We start from the raw sequence: 18,762 nt of genomic DNA, 5'->3' as shown, positions 1-18,762 counted from the left end.
TCCCCATCGAGGACATCGTGACCATCTACGACGCTACGCCGGTCATGAGTGACTGGTCAAACTATTTTGATGGTCACGCTGAGGTAGAATGCTGTCATGACGCCGTGGCTCGGCGATGCCGAAACCAAACCCGCTCCGGAGCCGCTCGCGCGCGTCCAGGCGCTGGTCAACACGGTCGAGCTGCCTGACGGCCTCGACCGGCTTGCCGATCCGGCCGACGCCGTGCCGTGGCTTGTCTCCAACGGGCTGCTGAGCGATGGCGCGCGGCTCATGGACACGGACCTCGAGTTGCTCCGCGATGTGCGAGAAGCGTTACGGGCGCTGCTGATTCGCAACGCAGGCGGACCGCCGCCGCCGGAGCGGGCGCTGGCGACGTTGCGTGCCGTGGCTGCGGGCGGTACCGCCAGGGCGGTGCTGGACCCCGACGCCGCCGTGCGGCTGGTGGCCGCGGGCGACAGCGTCCCGGAACGCCTGGTCGAACTGCTGTTGGTGATCCGCGACGCCCAGCGCGACGGCACGTGGCAGCGGCTCAAGGCCTGCGCGAACGACGAGTGCGCGTGGGCGTTCTACGACCGGTCCCGCAACCGCGGAGGCACCTGGTGTGACATGGCCGACTGCGGCAACAAGATGAAGAATCGTGAGTTCCGTGCTCGCAGGCGGGCCAGGAGCGGGGTTTAGGTCGACAGGTGCCAGACCAGCGCGGCCGCCAGCGCTCCGACCCCGTTGAGCGACCAGTGCAGGGCGATCGGCGCGATGAGGCTGCCACTGCGTCGGCGTAGCCAGGTGAACACGAACCCGGCGATGCCGGTGGCGACGACGGCCAGCACCACGCCGGCAACCATGCCGAAGACGCCGCCGCCGAACAGCCGCGTGAAGCCCACGTTTTCGCTGGTCAGGCCGAGCGAACTGGCGATGTGCCACAGACCGAACAGCAGTGACCCCGCCGCCGCGACACCGCGGAATCCCCAGGCCCGGTTCAGCGCACCGTGCAACACACCGCGGAACGCCAGCTCCTCGGGGATCACGGTCTGCAGCGGGATGATGACCATAGACGCGATCAACGCGCCGGAGATGGTCGCGTAGTTGTCGTTCATGAACATCGGCCGGGTCCACGGCAGCAGCGCGCCGACGGCGATCACCGACACCACGAGCGCGACGGCACCCAGGGCATAACCGGCACCGGACTTCCAATGTTCACGACCGAGGCCGAGTTCAGCCCAACCCAGCCCGCGCGCACGCACCAGGGCCAACAGGGCCACGGCGGCCACCGGCACGGTCGCGATGCTGGCCCACGGCGTGGTGAAGTGTGCGATCAGGTTGGTGATCGCCAGCACGACCACGACGATGCCGATGTCGGCGTAAATCCGGAAATGATGCAGTGCCGAGAGCTGGGCCACCAGCGGATGATGGGGATGCGCGGCCACGGCGCTCTGCTCAGACATAACTTGCCCAGTGTAACGAGGCCGCGCAATAACCCAGGTCACTCAGATTTCCACGTCCACTGCGAGATCGCCGGATCGTCCTCGCCGTGCTCGCGGGTGTACCGGCGCGCCGCCAGCCGGGCGTCGACCATCTCCTGTCGTAGGCTCGCGGCGTTGGCGCCCAACCCGTCGACCCGGTCGATCACGTCCATCACCAGGTGGAAGCGGTCGAGGTCGTTGAGCATCACCATGTCGAACGGCGTCGTGGTGGTGCCGCGCTCCTTGAACCCGCGCACGTGCAACTGGTCGTGGTTGGCGTGCCGGTAGGCCAGCCGGTGGATCAGCCACGGGTACCCGTGGTAGGCGAAGATCACGGGCTTGTCCGTGGTGAAGATCGAGTCGAACTCCCGGTCGGACAGCCCGTGCGGATGTTCGGACTCCGGTTGCAGCCGCATGATGTCGACGACGTTGACCACCCGCACCTTCAGATCGGGCAGGCGCCGGCGCAGGATGTCGGCGGCCGCGAGGGTCTCCAGCGTCGGGATGTCTCCGGCACACGCCAGCACCACGTCGGGCTCACCTGTGGTGTTGGAGGCCCACTCCCAGATTCCGAGACCGCGCGTGCAGTGTGCGATGGCCTCATCCATGGTCAGGTAGGTGAGCGCGGGCTGCTTGCCAGCGACGATCACGTTGATGTACTGCCTGCTGCGCAGGCAGTGATCGGCCACCGACAGCAATGTGTTGGCGTCGGGCGGCAGGTAGACGCGGACCACCTCGGGCCGTTTGTTCGCGACGTGGTCGATGAAGCCCGGATCCTGGTGCGACGCACCATTGTGGTCTTGCCGCCACACATGTGAGGTCAGCAGATAGTTGAGCGAGGCGATGGGCCTGCGCCAGGTCAGATGTGAGCTGCTGGACAGCCACTTGGCGTGCTGATTGAGCATCGAATCGACGATGTGCACGAACGCCTCGTAGCAGTTGAACAGGCCGTGGCGTCCGGTCAGCAGGTAGCCCTCGAGCCAGCCCTGGCACAGATGTTCGGAGAGTACCTCCATGACGCGCCCGTCGGGTGCGAGGTTCTCGTCGTCCGGTGACGTCTCGGCCTGCCAGGCTTTGTCGGTGGATTCGAACACCGCTGCGAGCCGGTTGGACGCGGTCTCGTCGGGGCCCATCAAGCGGAACCGGTCGGGGTTGCGCGTGATGACGTCGCGCAGGAAGGTGCCGAGCACCCGGGTGGCTTCCGCGGTCTCGCTGCCGGGCCGCTCGACGGCGACGGCGTAGTCGGTGAAATCTGGGAGGTCGAGGTCACGCAGCAGCAGCCCGCCGTTGGCGTGCGGGTTGGCGCTCATGCGCCGGTTCCCGGCGGGCGCCTGGTCTCGCAGTTCCTGACGCAGCACACCGGTTTCGTCGAAGAGCTCCGCCGGCCGGTAGCTGCGCAACCACTCCTCGAGCTGGGCCAGGTGTTCGGGGTTGGTGCGCGTCTCCGACAACGGCACCTGGTGCGAACGCCACGTGTCTTCGACCTTCTTGCCGTCGACGACGGCAGGCCCCGTCCAGCCCTTGGGGGTGCGCATGATGATCATCGGCCACAGCGGCCGGCCCGGCTCGTCGTCGAGGCGCGCCGCGCGCTGGATCGCCGCGATCTGATCGAACGCCTCGTCCAACGCGGTGGCCAACTGCTGGTGCACGTTTGCCGGATCGTCACCCGCGACCGTGATCGGCCGGTACCCGTAGCCGTAGAACAGCGACTCGAGTTCGTCCTGCGGAATGCGGGCCAACACCGTGGGATTGGCGATCTTGTAGCCGTTGAGGTGCAGGATCGGCAGCACCGCACCGTCGGTGACGGGGTTGAGGAACTTGTTGGAATGCCAGCTTGCGGCCAACGGCCCGGTCTCGGCTTCACCGTCGCCGACGACACACGCGACCACGAGGTCCGGATTGTCGAACGCGGCCCCGTACGCGTGCACCAGCGCGTACCCGAGCTCACCGCCCTCGTGGATCGACCCGGGTGTCTCGGCCGCCACGTGACTCGGAATCCCGCCGGGAAAAGAGAACTGCCGGAACAACTTTCGCATGCCATCGGCGTCCTGGCCGATGCCGGTGTACACCTCGCTGTAGGTGCCCTCGAGGTAGGCGTTGGCGACCAGGCCGGGGCCACCGTGGCCGGGGCCGGTGATGTAGATGACGTTGGCGTCCCGGTCGCGGATGATCCGGTTGAGGTGGGCGTAGATGAGGTTGAGGCCGGGCGTCGTGCCCCAGTGGCCGAGCAGCCGGGGCTTGACGTGTTCGGGCGAGAGCGGTTCGGCCAGCAGCGGATTGTCCAGCAGATAGATCTGACCTACGGACAGGTAGTTGGCGGCGCGCCAGTACGCGTCGAGCTGTTCGAGTTCCTGGTCGGTCAGGGCCGGGGAGAGGTTCGCGTCGCTCATAACTTCCAGGGTGCCGGTTGTGTGTGAACACTGTGGGTCTTTCGGATACCCGAATGACAGCCGGATAACCCAACTCTTCGGGATACCCTGACGGCGTGCTGGGTTTCGCGTTGCCGCAATTCGGACGCTCTGCCGTGGCGAACGCCGCCGAGTTGGCCCGGTTCGCCGCGACCGCAGAACAACTCGGAGCCGGCAGCCTGTGGGTCGGCGACCGGCTGCTCGCAGCGGTGGAGCCCAGCGTCGGGTATGCGGGCGCCGACACGGTCCCCGAGCAGTTCCGCACGAGCCTCGATCCGTTCACCGCGCTCGCGGTGGCCGCCGCGGCGACGGCGTCGGCGCGGTTGGGCGCCAGTGTGTTCGTCGCGCCCTGGTACCCGCCCGTGCAGTTGGCACGCCAGCTCGCGAGCATCGATGCCGTGAGCGGTGGCAGGCTGCTGCCCGGGTTCGGCATCGGCTGGTCGCCCGAGGAGTACGAGGCGGCGGGCGTCCCGTTCGCGCGTCGCGGCGAGCAACTCGACGAGGTTCTCGACGTTCTCGACGCGCTGTGGTCGAGCGGGGGCCCCGTGACGTACAACGGTGAGCGGTGGTCGGTGCCGCCGTCCTGGGTCGAGTTCAAACCGGTACAACGCCCGCGCCCGCCGATCTACCTCGGCGCGTTCACCGCAGCCGGTCTGCAGCGCATCGGACGCCGAGCCGACGGCTGGCTGCCCGCGGTGCTCGTGCCGGGCGGGGTGCGGCCGGACGCTTTGCACCGGCACCGGAGGATCATCGACGACGCAGCCGTGGCGACAGGGCGCGACCCCGCCGCCATCGCGACTCAGGTGCGCGTCAACGTGGCCGCGGGCAGCACCGTCGCCCAGGTCGCCGAGGCGGTACAGGTGCTCGCCGACAACGGATTTCCCGATGCGTTCGTCGACCTCATGTATGTCGGGTCCGACGTCGACGGACTGCTGGGCTGGGTCGAGCGATTGGTGGCGCGGTGAGGTGTCGGGTCCGGCGCCGCCCGTCGTCAAGTCGAGCGGTGTCGACCGGTAGTCGGGGCCTGAGGGGCTTGCCGGCTACCGGACGCTGAGGTCGATCTACCGCTTCGACTAGGTTCGGGCCATGGCACTCGATCCCAGGACACCGGTGTTGGCCGGATACGGCCAGGTCAATCAGCGCGACGAAAGTCCCGATGTGGAGCCGGTCGACCTCATGGCGTCGGCGGCCAGGGCGGCCGCGGATCCCCGCGTGGTCGAAGCGGTCGATTCGGTGCGGGTAGTCAACCTGCTGTCGTGGCACTACCGTGATCCGGGATTGCTGCTCGCACAGCGCATCCGCGCCGACGACGCGAGAACCCGGTACACCGGTGTCGGCGGCAATGTGCCGCAAACCTTGGTCAACGAGGCCTGCCGCGATCTGATGGCCGGGCGCGCCGACGTCGTCCTCATTGCGGGGGCGGAAACCTGGCGCACCCGCACGAGGTTGCGGCGCCGCGGCCTGAGCTCGGACTGGACGCGCCAGGACGATTCGGTGCCGGAGGCCGTCGGCGCGCACGACGGGGTGCCGATGGCCGGAGAGGCGGAGATCCGGATCAAGCTGGACCGCCCCGCCTACGTGTACCCGATGTTCGAACAGGCGCTGCGGATCGCGGCCGGTGAGAAACCCGACGAGCACCGCCGCCGCATCGGTGAGCTGTGGTCTCGGTTCAGCGCGGTCGCGGCGGACAACGGGCACGCCTGGAGCCGGGACCGGCTGAGCGCCGAACAGATCTGGCAACCGGGGCCGGGCAACCGGATGATCAGCTGGCCCTACACCAAGCTGATGAACTCGAACAACATGGTCGATCAGGGCGCGGCGCTGGTCCTCACCACGGTCGAGAAGGCGACGTATCTCCAGATCCCCACCGACCGTTGGATTTTCCCGCACGCCGGTACCGACGCGCATGACACGTATGCGATCGGCGAGCGAGCCGAGTTCTACCGGTCACCGGCGATCCGGATCGGCGGCCGTCGCGTCCTGGAGCTGGCCGGCGTAGGCGCCGACGACATCGAGCTGATCGACGTGTACTCGTGTTTCCCGTCGGCGGTGCAGGTCGCGGCCGCCGAACTCGGTCTGCCGCTTGGCGATCCGAACCGTCCGCTGACCGTCACGGGCGGCCTGACGTTTGCCGGTGGGCCGTGGAACAACTACGTCACGCATTCGATCGCCACGATGGCCGAGCGGTTGGCGGCCGAACCCGGCAGGCGCGGACTGATCACCGCGAACGGGGGCTACCTCACGAAACACAGCTTCGGGGTGTATGGCACCGAGCCACCTGCGCACGAGTTCCGTTGGGAGGACGTGCAACCCGTGGTCGACCAGGAACCCACGAGAACCGCCCTGGTCGAGTGGACCGGCGTCGGGACCGTCGAAACCTGGACCACACCCTTCAACCGGGACGGTGAGCCCGAGAAGGCCTTCCTGGCCGTCCGGACGCCGGACGATGCGCGGACGCTGGTGCGCGTCACCGACGCCGACCAGGTGCGCGCGACCGTGGCCGACGACATCGCGGGCGCCAAGATCCAGGTACACCCGGACGGCACCGCGACGTTGCTGTGACGCGCTACTTGATGGTGTAGCCGCCGTCGATCAGCAGGTCCGCGCCCGTGATCATCTGCGCGGCATCCGAGGCCAAGAACACCGCGGCCGCCGCGATCTCGTTCGGATAGGCGAACCGGCCAGTCGGGATCAGCTGCTTGAGCGCATCACCGCGGGGACCGTCCCAGGCGCGGTGGCCCAGTTCGGTGAGGACCACGGTGGGGGAGATGGTGTTGACCCGGACACCACGGCCACCCCACTCGGCGGCAAGGACTTTCGACACCCCGACGACACCGAATTTCGACGCGCAGTACGCCACGTGCTGGTCGAGCGCGACGGTCGCGGCCTGCGAGGCCATGTTGATGATCGACCCGCCGCCCGAGTCGAGCATGCGTCGTCCCACTGCCTGACACATCAGGAACGTGCCGCGCAGGTTGACCGCGATGGTGGTGTCCCAGTCTGCGAGCGACAGCTCCTCGGCCGGCGCGAGCCGCGCGATGCCCGCGCTGTTGACCAGGATGTCGATCTGGCCGAAGGCCTCGACGACCTCGTCCACAGCCCGGCTCACCGATTCGGGATCGGCCACGTCGCAAGCAAATCCGCGGTTCTCGTCGCCCAGAGCGCGCGCCGCGGCGTCGGCGCCGGACGCGTTGAGGTCGACCGCGGCGATGCGAGCGCCCTTGGCCGCGTAGGCCTCGGCGATGGCCGCGCCGATGCCCGACGCGGCGCCGGTCACCAGTGCAGTCCGGCCGTCCAGGCGGAAGTCGAAATCGACTGCGGGCTGCTCAGTCTGGGTCATCTCTGAGTGAACCTTTCGTGTTGAGGGCTAGTCGAGCACCGCGGCGGCGATATCGACGTCGGTGACCAGGGACGAGACCATGCCGGACCGCAGCACCGCCCGCGTGGCGGCGATCTTCTCGGGGCCGGTGGAGATCGCGATGACCGTCGGGATCGCGCGCAGCGTGGCTTCGTCGATACCCATCCGGCGGTCGTCGAGACCTGCCAGGCGGTTGCCGTCGGCGTCGAGAAGCAGCGCGCAGGACTCGGCGCACACCCCGGCGGCGGCGAGTCGCTCGACCTCCTCGGTGGACAGTGAACCGTAGACCTGCGATGCGCCCTCGAGCCACGCGCCGACGGAAACCAAAGCGCAGCTGACCTTTTTGTGCCGGTCGATGGTCTGTTGGATCTGGTGGTCGCCGACGAGGCTCGCGGCGGTGCGCGCATCCGGCACCACCAGCGGTGCGTACAGCGGCCACGATCGGCCGCCGCTGATCTCGCTGACGCGGCGCGCCAGATCGGCACCGTTGTGCGTGATCGCGCCGGCCATGCCGGTGAGTTGTACGACGTCGCAACGGGGCAACGTGGTGAGGTGGTCGGCGACCCGGGCCAGCGTGCGCCCGCAGTCCACTCCGACCACGTCGCCGTCGCGCAGGATCGACTGCAGCAGTTCGGCCATCGCCTTGGTCACCGCCGCAACTCGCTCGTCGGCTGAATCTGTTGTGCCGTCATGGTTCTCGGATCCGCAGACCACAGCGTAGGCGTGTTCGAGGCCGTAGCGGCGTTGCAGTGCGGTGGAGAGCTCGACATCGACCGAGCCGGGGTTGTGAATCTTGATCTCGACCATGCCCGATTCGAGTGCCTCGTCGAGCATCCGCGCGACCTTGAAGCGCGAGATGCCGAACTCCTCGGCGATCTGGACCCGGGTGCGTCCCTCGAGGTAGTAGCGGCGCGCGATCACCGCCCGCTGGAACAGCTCATCTGGGCCCATGCGGTGTCTCCTTTCCGCCGCGGTCGTCGTTCACCGCGACGTCCGCGCACATATGTGCAACCACATTGACATATGAGCATAGAGCATTGCATGATCCACATCACAACCAATCATATGAGTGGCTTTTCGGACAGATGAGCGACCAGGGACTGTGGAGGCAGATCACGTATGCGGACCGACGACACCGAACTGGCAGCTCTGGCCGGCGCGGTGTTGTCTCGAGAATCCGCCGCGGTGGCCGCGCTGAGCGGCAGCGTCGAGGCTGACGTCGTCGACATCGCCCGGCGCCTGCTGACCCTGGCAGGCAAGGTCGTCACGACAGGTTCGGGGACGTCCGGGATCATGGCTGAGCGCCTGGCGCATCTGCTGTCGGTGTGCGGCACGCCCGCGGTCTATCTGCCGTCGATGGACGCGCTGCACGGCGGAATGGGCGCGATCACAGAGAACGATCTGGTACTGGCGTTTTCCAAGACCGGGCAGTCCGGTGAGCTCACGCGGTTGGCCGAACGGCTTGCGGCCCGCGGGGTTTCGGTCGTCGCCGTCACCGAGAGTCCCGACTCGCCGTTCGCGTCCGCGGCACGCACCGTGGTCGCGTTGCCGCCGACCCCTGCCGATGCCGACCCCGGCGACATGATCGCCATGGCCAGCACCTTGGCCGTCGGCGCATGGGGCGATGCCCTGGCGGTGGTGACGATGGCGCTGCGCGGGCACACCCTGCGCGATGTGGTCGACAGCCACCCGGCGGGCGGCGTCGGGGCCCGCGGCGAGACTGTCGGCGACGTACCGGTGGTCGGCCGATGACGGAATCGGCTGTCCTCGGGGTGGATTCGTCCACCCAGTCGTGCAAGGTCGAGATCCGCGAACTCACCACCGGCCGGCTGCTGGGTTCGGGGTCGGCCGCGCACCCGCCGGCCTTCCCACCGAGCAGCGAACAACATCCGGACGCCTGGGTCGAGGCGCTCGTCTCGGCGATCCGCGCCGCACTCGGCAACTGTGCCGAGCAGCCCGCGATCCGCGCGGTCTCGGTGGCCGCGCAATGCCACGGGCTGGTGCTGCTCGATGATGACGGAAACCCGTTGCGCGCAGCCAAACTGTGGAATGACACCACCGGAGCGCCCAATCTGGCCGTACTGGTCGAGCGCATCGGGGCCCACAACTGGGTCCGCTGCATCGGATCGCTGCCCACCGCCGCGTTCACGATCGCCAAACTCGCGTGGCTGGCCGAACACGAACCGGCTGTGCTGGACCGTGCGGCGACGATGCTGCTGCCGCACGACTACCTGACGTACTGGCTCACCGGGGCGCGCGTCACCGACCGGTCCGACGCGTCGGGCACCGGGTATTTCAACGCCGTGACCGGTGAATGGATCGCCGACTATCTCGAAGCGGCCGCGGGCGTCAGGGACTGGGGCGCGATGCTGCCGACCGTGCTCGGCCCCTGTGAGCCCGCCGGCGCACTGCGTGCCCACGCCGCGGAGCTTCTCGGGCTGCCCGAAGGGGTGCCGGTGGCCCCAGGAGGGGGCGATCAGCACGCAGCCTATCTGGGCCTCGGCTTGGGTGACGGCGACCAGTACATCGGTATCGGTACGTCGGGTGTGGTCGCAACATCCTCGCGCACACCGGTTTTCGACCCGACCGGCATGGTCGACGGCGTCGCCGACCTGACCGGAGGCTACCTGCCGCTGGTGAGCACGCTCAATGCCGCCCGGGTGGGCGATCTGGCGGCCCGTCTGCTCGGCACCGACCTGGCGGGGCTCGCCGAGCTCGCACTCGCCGCGGGCGACACGCAGGGCCCGGTGCTCGTGCCGTTCCTGGACGGCGAACGCAAGCCGGACCGGCCCGCGGCCCGCGGCATGTTCGCCGACCTCACGTCGCACACCACGCGTGAAGAACTGGCCCGAGCGTTCGTCGAGGGACCGCTGCTGTCGCTGATGAGCGCACGGGACAGCCTGCGCGCCGGCGGAGTCGGCCTCGACGGAGCCGCCGTGGTGGTCGGCGGTGGTGCCCGCTCGACCGCGACACTGCAACTCCTGGCGGACCTGCTCGACGACGAGGTGACGGTGCTCGACGCCGACGAGGCCACGGCGCGCGGTGCCTGCGTGCAGGCCGCCGCGGTGGCAGGGCGCATGGACGTCGCGGGACTGGTCGATCTGGCCAAGCGGTGGCAACCCGGCGTGCGCCACAGCATCGCGCCGCGGCGTAGCGCCCGTGACCTCAACCGATTACGTTCCCGCTGGGCCGAACTGGCGGCCTCGCCGCTGCTCGACACGCAGGAGCGGTCATGATCGCGCGCTGGCACCAGGATTACCCCGGCCAGCTGGCCGGCTCGGTGTACGCTGCACCGGCCGACACCCGAACCCGATTGGCCGGCGCCCTCGCCGACGCCGGACTCGCGGTCCACGTCGACGTGATGGCCGACGACGAAGGGTTGCCCACCGGCGTGACCCTCGCGGAGCTGCGCGACATCGCCGGTCGCGTCGAGCGGTCGCAACTCGAAGTCCACCTGATCGGCGGCGTCGACTTCGTCGAACGCACCTTGACCGACGTGCTGGCACTACGCCCGGCGCGCGTCTACGTGCCGTGGGCGGCGTTCAGCGAGGAGCGGGCCGCGGCGATCCGCGCGGCGGATGCCGGTGCGTGGATCGCGGTCTGGCAGGACTGGCCCGGATGGCGCAGCGGTGAGGCGCCGCCCTGGCCCGCGGTGCCGGACGGTGCGTTGGTGATGCTGATCGAGCCGGGCAGCAGTGACCCCTGCCGGACCGAACGGCTTGACATCGCCGCGTCGTGTGCGGTCTGGACACCGGTGATCGTCGACGGAGGCATCACCGAAGACATTGCGCCGCTGTGTATCAAAGCCGGCGTCCAAGCCATGGTCGTCGGGCGGGCCCTGCTCGCCGGCGCCGGGACGAGCGAAAGGAATCTGACATGACCGGAACATCCGGCACGATGCGGGCCAGCGTGATGACCGGCGTGGGCACGCTGGTCATCGAGGACCGGCCGGTGCCCACGCCCGGACCACACGAGGTGCTCGTCGAGGTCGCGGCGGTCGGCGTGTGCGGTTCGGATGTGCACTACTACCGGCACGGGCGCATCGGCGATTTCGTCGTCGAGGAACCCATGATCCTCGGCCACGAACTGTCAGGGCGCATCGCCGCAGTCGGCGAGGGGGTGGATCCGGCTCGCGTGGGTCAGCGCGTCGCGGTCGAGCCGCAGCACGCGTGCCGCAGGTGCAAGCAGTGCAAGGCAGGGCGCTACAACCTGTGCCCCGAGATGAAGTTCTACGCCACCCCGCCGGTGGACGGCGCGTTCTGCCGTTACGTCACGATCGACGACGACATGGCCCATCCGGTGCCGGATTCGATGTCGGACGACGCCGCCGCGCTGCTCGAACCGCTCTCGGTGGCCATCACCACCATGCGCAAGGCCGGCATCGTCCCGGGATCGTCGATCCTGATCGCGGGCGCCGGGCCCATCGGCGTGATCTGCGCGCAGACAGCCCGCGCGTTCGGCGCGTCCCGCATCGTGGTGTCCGACCTGGTGGCCTCGCGCCGCGAACGCGCACTGAAGTTCGGCGCCACCGAAGTGCTGGACCCCGCGAAAGATGATGTGGCCGCATTGGATCCGAAGGTCGACGCGTTCGTCGACGCAAGCGGTGCCGCCCCGGCCGTCGTCAGCGGGATCAAGGCGGTCGGGCCTGCCGGCAAGGTGGTGCTGGTCGGCATGGGCGCCGACGAGGTGACCCTGCCCGTCGGCTACATCCAGAACTGGGAGATCACCGTCACCGGCGTGTTCCGCTACACCGACACCTGGCCCGCGGCAATCCATCTGGTGACGTCGGGCGCCGTCGACCTCGACGCGCTGGTCACCGGCCGCTATGACCTCGAACACGTCGCCGAAGCCCTCGACAGCGACACCGACCCCGCCAGCCTCAAGTCGATTGTGAACCCTTCATGACCTTGTCGAATCCTTTCGATCTCACGGGCCGCACCGCGCTGGTGACCGGTGGCAACCAAGGCCTCGGCCGCGCGTTCGCGTTCGGCCTGGCCGAAGCCGGCGCGCAGGTCGCCATCGCCGGGCGCAGCGCCGAGCGCAACGAGAAGGTCGTCGCCGAAGCGGCGACCGCCGGCCATACCTTCCATCCCATCGCGGTCGACATCACCAAGGCCGACGATGTCACGCGGATGACGGCCGAGGCCATCGACGCGCTCGGCCACATCGACATCCTGGTGAACAACGCAGGGACGTGCTACCACGCCGAATCCTGGGATGTCACCGAACAGCAGTGGGACGACGTCTTCGACCTCAATGTCAAAGCGCTGTGGGCGTGTTCACTCGCGGTGGGCGCCCACATGCGGGAACGGGGCAGCGGTTCGGTGGTCAACATCGGCTCGATGTCAGGCCTGATCGTCAACCGTCCGCAAATGCAACCGGCCTACAACGCATCGAAGGCCGCGGTCCACCACCTGACGAAATCGCTTGCCGCCGAATGGGCCCCGCTCGGTATCCGGGTGAACGCGCTGGCACCGGGCTACGTCAAGACCGAGATGGCGCCCGTCGACCGGCCGGAGTTCAAGCGGCACTGGATCGATGACACGCCTCAACTCCGGTACGCGCTGCCCGAGGAGATCGCGCCGAGCGTGGTGTTCCTGGCCAGTGACGCCGCGTCGTTCATCACGGGCTCGGTCCTCGTGGCCGACGGAGGGTACACCGCATGGTAGGGACCGGTATCAACAGAAGAGTCGTCGTCAACACGATCGATGACATCGACATCGAGACCGTCGGAGAGCCCGAGCCCGCCGCGGGTGAGGCACGCGTGCGCACGACCGTGGTCGGCATCTGCGGCTCCGACCTGCACGCCGCGTGTGGCCGCCATCCGTTCATCGACCTGCCGTACCGTCCGGGGCACGAAGCGGTCGGCGTGGTGGACGCGGTCGGCGCGGGCGTCGACGAATCCTGGCTGGGCCGGCGCGTGACCATCGAGCCGAACCTGGCGTGCGGGCAGTGCACGCAGTGCCGTGCGGGGCGGTACAACATCTGCCGCGAACTGCTGGTGTTCGGCTGCCAAACCGCAGGCGCACTGGCCGATTCGTTCACGATCGCCGAGGATCGGCTGGTCGCGCTCGACGATGGACTGGACGACCGGCATGCCATCCTCATCGAACCCTTGGCCACGCCGGTGCACACCGTGCGGCGCGCCGCGGAGGTGGTCGGGGATCTGGCCGGCCGGCCCGTCGTGGTGATCGGAGCGGGCCCCATCGGCCTGTTCACACTGCTGGCCGCGCGTCACGCCGGGGCCCGGGTCGTGGTGGCCGATCTGCTCGAGTCCAAGCGGGCCAGAGCCGAACGGCTCGGTGCGGTGGGCACATTCGACCCGACGGCCCCCGACGCTGTCGAGACCGCGCTCGGCCTGCTCGGTGGCCCGGCAGCCGTCGTGATCGACTGCGTGTCCCGGGAGAGCTCGGTGGCTCAGGCGGTCGACCTGGTCGACAAGGGCGGCGCGGTGATGATCGTCGGCGTCGCCGAAGGCGCGACCCCGGTGCCGCTCGGACTCATCCAGGACCGCGAGCTGGCCCTCATCGGCAACCTCATGTATGTCCGGGAAGACTTCCTGGCGGCCGTCGATTTGCTGGCCTCCGGCGCGGTCCCGGTCGACGAGATCATCAGCGCCGAATTCGGATTCGAGGACGCTGCGGCGGCGTTCACCGCATCGGCGGACGCCGAGAACGTCAAGGTTCTGGTCACGGTTGGGAGCTCCGCATGAGCCAGGCACTGCTGGAATGCACTGACATCGAGAAGAGTTTCGGCGGCGTGCCGGTGCTCAAGGGCATCACGCTCGAGCTCGAGCCGGGCACCGTGACCGCGCTGGCCGGTGAGAACGGTGCAGGCAAGTCGACGCTGATGAAGATCGTGTCGGGTCAGTACAGCGCCGACCACGGCACCGTCGCCGTGCAGGGGAATCACCTGGCGTCGGGCAACACCCGCGACGCCGTCAAACACGGCGTGGCGATCGTGCCGCAGGAGCTGGCGTCGATCGAGGACATGACGGTGTACGAGAACCTGTTCGTGGGGCGCGAACTCAAGCGCGGGCCGTTCCTCAACCGCCGCGCGATGATCGCAGAGGCCAAGGAAACCCTGGCGGTCTTCGACGTCGCGATCAACCCGACGGCCCGCATGGGCAGCCTGCCGGTCGGGCTGCGCCAGATCGTCGAGATCGTCAAGGCCGCACGCACCGGTGCCCAGGTGGTGATGCTCGACGAGCCGACATCGGCCATCTCCGAACGCGAGGTCGAAGGTCTGTACAAGATCGTGCGGCAGTTGCGCGACCGCGGTGTGGCGATGGTGTACACAACCCACAAGATGGCCGAGATCCGGGCCATCGCCGACCGCGTCGTCGTGCTGCGCGACGGCGGGCTGATCCTGGATCGCCCCATCGCCGACGTATCCGACGACGACATCGTGACGGCCATGATCGGCCGTGAACTCGAAGCGCTCTTCCCCGATCGGCCCGAACCCGGCAGCGAAACCGTGCTCGAAGTGCGCGACCTGCACGTCGAAGGTGCCTCGGGACCAGTGTCTTTCAGTGTCAAGGCCGGCGAGATCCTCGGCCTGGCAGGCCTGGTCGGCGCCGGACGCACCGAATTGCTGGAGGCGATCTTCGGGGCCAGGCACACCAGCGCCGGTGAGATCGTGGTGCGCGGCAGAGCGGTGAAACGCAACCATCCCGCGGCCGCGATCACGGCCGGCATGGCGATGGTGCCCGAGGACCGCAAGCTGTCCGGCGCGGTGCTCTCCATGAGTGTGCTGGACAACGGAACCCTGCCGCGGCTGGCGTCGTTCAGTGTGGCCGGCTGGCTGCGCGGCAAGGCCCGCACCAAGGCGGTCTCGGACGTGATGTCGTCGGTTCGGTTGCGCAGCAGGGGACTCGGCCAGGAAGTGGGCACGCTGTCGGGCGGCAACCAGCAGAAGGTCGTGCTGGCGCGCTGGTTGACCGGCGATGTCAACGTGCTGCTGCTCGACGAGCCGACGCGCGGTGTCGACGTCGGCGCCCGCAGTGAGATCTACCGCATCATCACCGAATTCGCGGCGCAAGGCATGGCCGTGGTGATGGCGTCGTCGGACATGCCCGAAGTCGTCGGCCTTTCGCACCGGGCGTTCGTCATGCGGGGCGGCGCGCTCGTCGGCGAACTCGACCGGGACGCCCTGGACCATCCCGAGGTTCAGGAGTCGGTGTTCCGGCTGGCCACGGCGTTGGATGCCCGGCCCGAATCGGGAAGCGACCAGGAAAGCCAGGAGGCGTAATCGTGTCAACAGAACTCAAACCCGACGGCGCGGCGCCGGATTCGTCCGGCGCAGCCACGGTCGCGTCGCCGACGACGGGCGAGCCCGTACGGCTGTTCTCCCGCGAGTGGCTCGGCGGCATCGCCGTGCGCTACTCCATGGTGATCGTGATGCTGCTGGTCATCGCGTACTTCAGTTACCGCAGTGCGCGTTTCGCCACTCCGGACAACCTCATCACGATCCTGGTCGCGGCGGCACCGTTCGCGCTGATCGCACTGGGCCAGACATTGGTGATCCTCACGGGCGGCATCGACCTTTCAGTGGGCAGCGTGATCGCGGTGTCGGCGATGGCGGGCGCCGCCACCGCCAAGGCCAATCCCGGCCAGGTGTGGATGACGGTGCTGGTGGCCATGCTCGTGGGGCTGGCCGTGGGCTGCATCAACGGATTCCTGGTGTCGCGCATCAACGTTCCCCCGTTCATCGCGACGTTGGGCACGCTCACGGCGGGTTCGGGTATGGCGTATGTGATCGGTGGAGGCGCGCCGATCAACGGGCTGCCTGCGGAATTCGGTTCGATCGCCAACACCAAGATCCTGGGCCTGCAGATCCCGGTGCTGCTGATGATCGTCGGCATCATCGCGCTGGCCGTCATCATGAAGCGCACCACCTACGGCATGCGCGTGTACGCGGTCGGCGGCAACCGCAACGCGGCCGAGATCGCCGGTATCAACGCCAAGAACGTGTTGTTCAGCGTGTACGCGTTCTCCGGGCTCTTGGCCGGCCTGTCCGGGGTGATGCTGGCCTCCCGCGTCATCTCGGGACCGCCGAACCTGGGGCAGGGCTACGAGCTCGACGCCATCGCGGCAGTCGTGATCGGCGGCGCGAGCCTGATGGGCGGGCGCGGCACGATCTGGGGGACAGCGTTGGGCCTGCTGATGATTCAGACGCTCAACAACGGCCTGGACATCCTCGTGGTGCCGGCCTACTGGCAGGACGTCATCAAGGGCGTGCTGATCGTGGCCGCCGTCGCCGTCGACGTGTGGTCGTCGCGGCGCAGGACTTGACGACACGAACGTGACTGCACCGCAACCACAACACCAACGAAAGAGAAGGCACATGAGACTGGGAACAACGGTGTTCGCGATCGCCTCGGCGGCAGCCGTCGGCCTCGGGCTGACGGCGTGCGGGGCGGGTGACCCCAACGCCAACAAGGACACCACGCGCATCGGCGTATCGGTGTACGACATGAGTTCGTTCATCACCGCGGGCAAGGAGGGCATGGAGGCCTACGCCAAGGACAACAACATCGAATTGGTGTGGAACTCAGCCAATCTCGATGTGTCCACGCAGGCCAACCAGGTCGACTCGCTGATCAACCAGGGCGTGGACGCCATCATCGTGGTTCCGGTGCAGGCGGATTCGCTCGGGCCGCAGGTCGCCTCCGCCAAGGCGAAGGGCATCCCGCTCGTTCCCGTCAACGCCGCGCTCGACAGCAAGGACATCGCGGGTAACGTCCAGCCCGACGATGTGGCCGCGGGTGCGCAGGAGATGCAGATGATGGCCGACAAGCTGGGCGGCAAGGGCAACATCGTGATCCTGCAGGGCCCGCTCGGCCAGTCCGGTGAACTCGACCGCAGCAAGGGCATCGAGCAGACCCTGGCCAAGTACCCCGACATCAAGGTGCTGGCCAAGGACACCGCGAACTGGAAGCGCGACGAGGCCGTCAACAAGATGAAGAACTGGATCTCGGGCTTCGGGCCGCAGATCAACGGCGTGGTCGCCCAGAACGACGACATGGGGCTCGGCGCGCTGCAGGCGCTCAAGGAATCGGGCCGCAACGGCGTGCCGATCGTGGGCATCGACGGTATCGAGGACGGCCTCAACGCCGTCAAGAGCGGTGAATTCATCGGCACCTCACTGCAGAACGGCACCGTGGAACTGTCGGCGGGCCTCGCGGTGGCCAATGCGCTCGCGAAGGGCGAGAAGGTCAACACCGATCCCGTGTACATCATGCCCGCCATCACCAAGGAAAACGTCGACGTCGCGATCGAGCACGTGGTCACCGAGCGGCAGAAGTTCCTCGACGGATTGTCCGAGCTGACCAAGAAGAACCTCGAAACCGGCGACATCGCCTACGAGGGCATCCCCGGCCAGAAGCAGCCCTAACCGTCCCCGGCGAGCAGACGTGTAAGTACCCCGGAAAGCGCGTTCCCGGGTACCTACGCGTCTGCTCGCCATGAAAACGAAAGAAGCACATGAGACTACTGACCAAGGTCGCCGCGATCACCGCGGCGGGCGCACTGGGGTTCGGCATGACCGCGTGCGGCGCCGGTGATCCCAACGCCAACAGCGACACCTCCCGCATCGGGGTCACGGTGTACGACATGAGTTCGTTCATCACCGCGGGCAAGGAGGGCATGGAGGCCTACGCCAAGGCCAACAACATCGAGCTGGTGTGGAACTCGGCCAACAACGACGTGTCGACCCAGGCCAGCCAGGTCGACTCGTTGATCAACCAGGGTGTGGACGCCATCATCGTGGTTCCGGTGCAGGCGGATTCGCTCGGTCCGCAGGTCGCGTCGGCCAAGTCCAAGAACATCCCGCTGCTCGCGGTCAACGCCGAACTGGAGAGCACCGAGCTGGCGGGTAACGTCCAACCGGACGACGTCGCCGCGGGTGCGCAGGAAATGCAGATGATGGCCGACAAGCTGGGCGGCAAGGGCAACATCGTGATCCTGCAGGGCCCGCTCGGTGGTTCCGGAGAGATCAACCGCGGCAAGGGTATCGACCAGGTGCTCGCGAAGTACCCGGGCATCAAGGTGCTGGCCAAGGACACCGCGAACTGGAAGCGCGACGAGGCCGTCAACAAGATGAAGAACTGGATCTCCAGCTTCGGCAATCAGATCGACGGCGTGGTGTCGCAGAACGACGACATGGGTCTGGGTGCGCTGCAGGCGCTCAAGGAGGCGGGCCGGGCCGGCGTCCCGATCGTCGGGATCGACGGTATCGAGGACGGCCTCAACGCCGTCAAGAGCGGCGAATTCATCGGCACCTCACTGCAGAACGGCACGGTCGAACTGTCGGCGGGCCTCGCGGTGGCCAACGCCCTGGTCAAGGGTGAGCAGGTCGACACCGATCCGGTGTATGTCATGCCCGCCATCACCAAGGACAACGTCGACGTGGCGCTGGCTCACGTGGTCACCGACCGGCAGAAGTTCCTCGACGGGCTGGTCGAGCTGACCAATCAGAACCTCAAGACCGGCGACATCGCCTACGAGGGCATCCCGGGGCAGAAACAGCCCTGAGC

At 68.0% G+C, this 18,762-nt stretch carries 17 protein-coding genes; 13 read left to right on the top strand and 4 right to left on the bottom strand.

All coding sequences use genetic code 11. The features are described from left to right. Positions 1–96 precede the first annotated feature (96 nt). On the top strand, positions 97–678 hold the full coding sequence (locus G6N67_RS32740) for a CGNR zinc finger domain-containing protein (protein ID WP_036439885.1): 582 nt from the start codon (positions 97–99) through the stop codon (positions 676–678). Here G6N67_RS32740 and G6N67_RS32735 read toward each other — a convergent pair. After that, complete coding sequence (locus tag G6N67_RS32735) at positions 675–1,442, bottom strand: CPBP family intramembrane glutamic endopeptidase (RefSeq protein ID WP_036439887.1); 768 nt, start codon at positions 1,440–1,442, stop codon at positions 675–677. The two genes, G6N67_RS32740 and G6N67_RS32735, sit on opposite strands and share 4 nt — an antisense overlap. Before the next feature lie 38 nt (positions 1,443–1,480). Further along, complete coding sequence (locus tag G6N67_RS32730; protein WP_036439889.1) at positions 1,481–3,850, bottom strand: phosphoketolase family protein; 2,370 nt, start codon at positions 3,848–3,850, stop codon at positions 1,481–1,483. Positions 3,851–3,945: 95 nt separating this feature from the next. On the opposite strand from G6N67_RS32730, the gene G6N67_RS32725 reads away from it, so the two are divergent. Together G6N67_RS32725 and G6N67_RS32720 are read left to right on the top strand one after the other, a co-directional pair. Continuing rightward, positions 3,946–4,833 (top strand): TIGR03619 family F420-dependent LLM class oxidoreductase, encoded by an 888-nt coding sequence (locus G6N67_RS32725; protein ID WP_036439892.1) that lies wholly within the window; start codon positions 3,946–3,948, stop codon positions 4,831–4,833. A 121-nt stretch (positions 4,834–4,954) separates the two neighbouring features. Further along, entirely contained in the window at positions 4,955–6,430 is a 1,476-nt protein-coding gene (locus G6N67_RS32720; protein ID WP_036439895.1) for an acetyl-CoA acetyltransferase, read from the top strand. Between the two features lie 4 nt (positions 6,431–6,434). Here the strand turns inward: G6N67_RS32720 and dthD are convergent, their stop codons facing one another. Together dthD and G6N67_RS32710 are read right to left on the bottom strand one after the other, a co-directional pair. Next, on the bottom strand, positions 6,435–7,208 hold the full coding sequence (dthD, locus tag G6N67_RS32715; RefSeq protein WP_036439898.1) for a D-threitol dehydrogenase: 774 nt from the start codon (positions 7,206–7,208) through the stop codon (positions 6,435–6,437). A 27-nt stretch (positions 7,209–7,235) separates the two neighbouring features. Further along, a complete protein-coding gene (locus tag G6N67_RS32710) occupies positions 7,236–8,177 on the bottom strand; it encodes a sugar-binding transcriptional regulator (RefSeq protein WP_036439901.1) in 942 nt (313 codons plus the stop codon). Positions 8,178–8,345: 168 nt separating this feature from the next. Here G6N67_RS32710 and G6N67_RS32705 point away from each other — a divergent pair, with 168 nt between their 5' ends. The 10 genes from G6N67_RS32705 to G6N67_RS32660 all read left to right on the top strand — a co-directional run bounded on the left by G6N67_RS32705 (position 8,346) and on the right by G6N67_RS32660 (position 18,760). After that, positions 8,346–8,978, top strand: a complete 633-nt coding sequence (locus G6N67_RS32705; RefSeq protein ID WP_036439904.1) for an SIS domain-containing protein — start codon at positions 8,346–8,348, stop codon at positions 8,976–8,978. Then, positions 8,975–10,462 carry an FGGY family carbohydrate kinase gene (locus tag G6N67_RS32700; protein ID WP_036439907.1) on the top strand — a complete coding sequence of 496 codons (1,488 nt, stop codon included), beginning with the start codon at positions 8,975–8,977 and terminating at the stop codon, positions 10,460–10,462. The genes G6N67_RS32705 and G6N67_RS32700 overlap by 4 nt, the downstream gene beginning before the upstream one ends. Continuing rightward, positions 10,459–11,106, top strand: a complete 648-nt coding sequence (locus tag G6N67_RS32695) for a ribulose-phosphate 3-epimerase (RefSeq protein WP_036439910.1) — start codon at positions 10,459–10,461, stop codon at positions 11,104–11,106. Before G6N67_RS32700 ends, G6N67_RS32695 begins: the two co-directional genes overlap by 4 nt. Beyond that, on the top strand, positions 11,103–12,131 hold the full coding sequence (locus tag G6N67_RS32690) for an NAD(P)-dependent alcohol dehydrogenase (RefSeq protein WP_036439913.1): 1,029 nt from the start codon (positions 11,103–11,105) through the stop codon (positions 12,129–12,131). Before G6N67_RS32695 ends, G6N67_RS32690 begins: the two co-directional genes overlap by 4 nt. Further along, positions 12,128–12,895 (top strand): SDR family NAD(P)-dependent oxidoreductase, encoded by a 768-nt coding sequence (locus G6N67_RS32685; protein ID WP_036439917.1) that lies wholly within the window; start codon positions 12,128–12,130, stop codon positions 12,893–12,895. Before G6N67_RS32690 ends, G6N67_RS32685 begins: the two co-directional genes overlap by 4 nt. Then, positions 12,889–13,938 carry a zinc-dependent alcohol dehydrogenase gene (locus G6N67_RS32680; protein WP_036439920.1) on the top strand — a complete coding sequence of 350 codons (1,050 nt, stop codon included), beginning with the start codon at positions 12,889–12,891 and terminating at the stop codon, positions 13,936–13,938. The genes G6N67_RS32685 and G6N67_RS32680 overlap by 7 nt, the downstream gene beginning before the upstream one ends. Further along, the gene (locus tag G6N67_RS32675; protein ID WP_036439922.1) at positions 13,935–15,476 is read left to right on the top strand and encodes a sugar ABC transporter ATP-binding protein; all 1,542 of its coding nucleotides are present in this window, start codon (positions 13,935–13,937) and stop codon (positions 15,474–15,476) included. Before G6N67_RS32680 ends, G6N67_RS32675 begins: the two co-directional genes overlap by 4 nt. A 2-nt stretch (positions 15,477–15,478) precedes the next feature. Continuing rightward, positions 15,479–16,519, top strand: coding sequence for an ABC transporter permease (locus G6N67_RS32670; protein ID WP_036439927.1), 1,041 nt, complete (start codon positions 15,479–15,481; stop codon positions 16,517–16,519). A 52-nt stretch (positions 16,520–16,571) separates the two neighbouring features. Then, entirely contained in the window at positions 16,572–17,621 is a 1,050-nt protein-coding gene (gene thpA, locus G6N67_RS32665; protein ID WP_036439930.1) for a sugar ABC transporter xylitol/D-threitol-binding protein ThpA, read from the top strand. Positions 17,622–17,710: 89 nt separating this feature from the next. Beyond that, complete coding sequence (locus tag G6N67_RS32660) at positions 17,711–18,760, top strand: substrate-binding domain-containing protein (protein WP_036439932.1); 1,050 nt, start codon at positions 17,711–17,713, stop codon at positions 18,758–18,760. Positions 18,761–18,762 lie beyond the last annotated feature (2 nt).

This window comes from Mycolicibacterium mageritense, assembly GCF_010727475.1.
In the GTDB taxonomy this organism is placed as follows: Bacteria; Actinomycetota; Actinomycetes; order Mycobacteriales; family Mycobacteriaceae; genus Mycobacterium; species Mycobacterium mageritense.
This window is presented reverse-complemented; position numbering and strand designations above follow the sequence as displayed.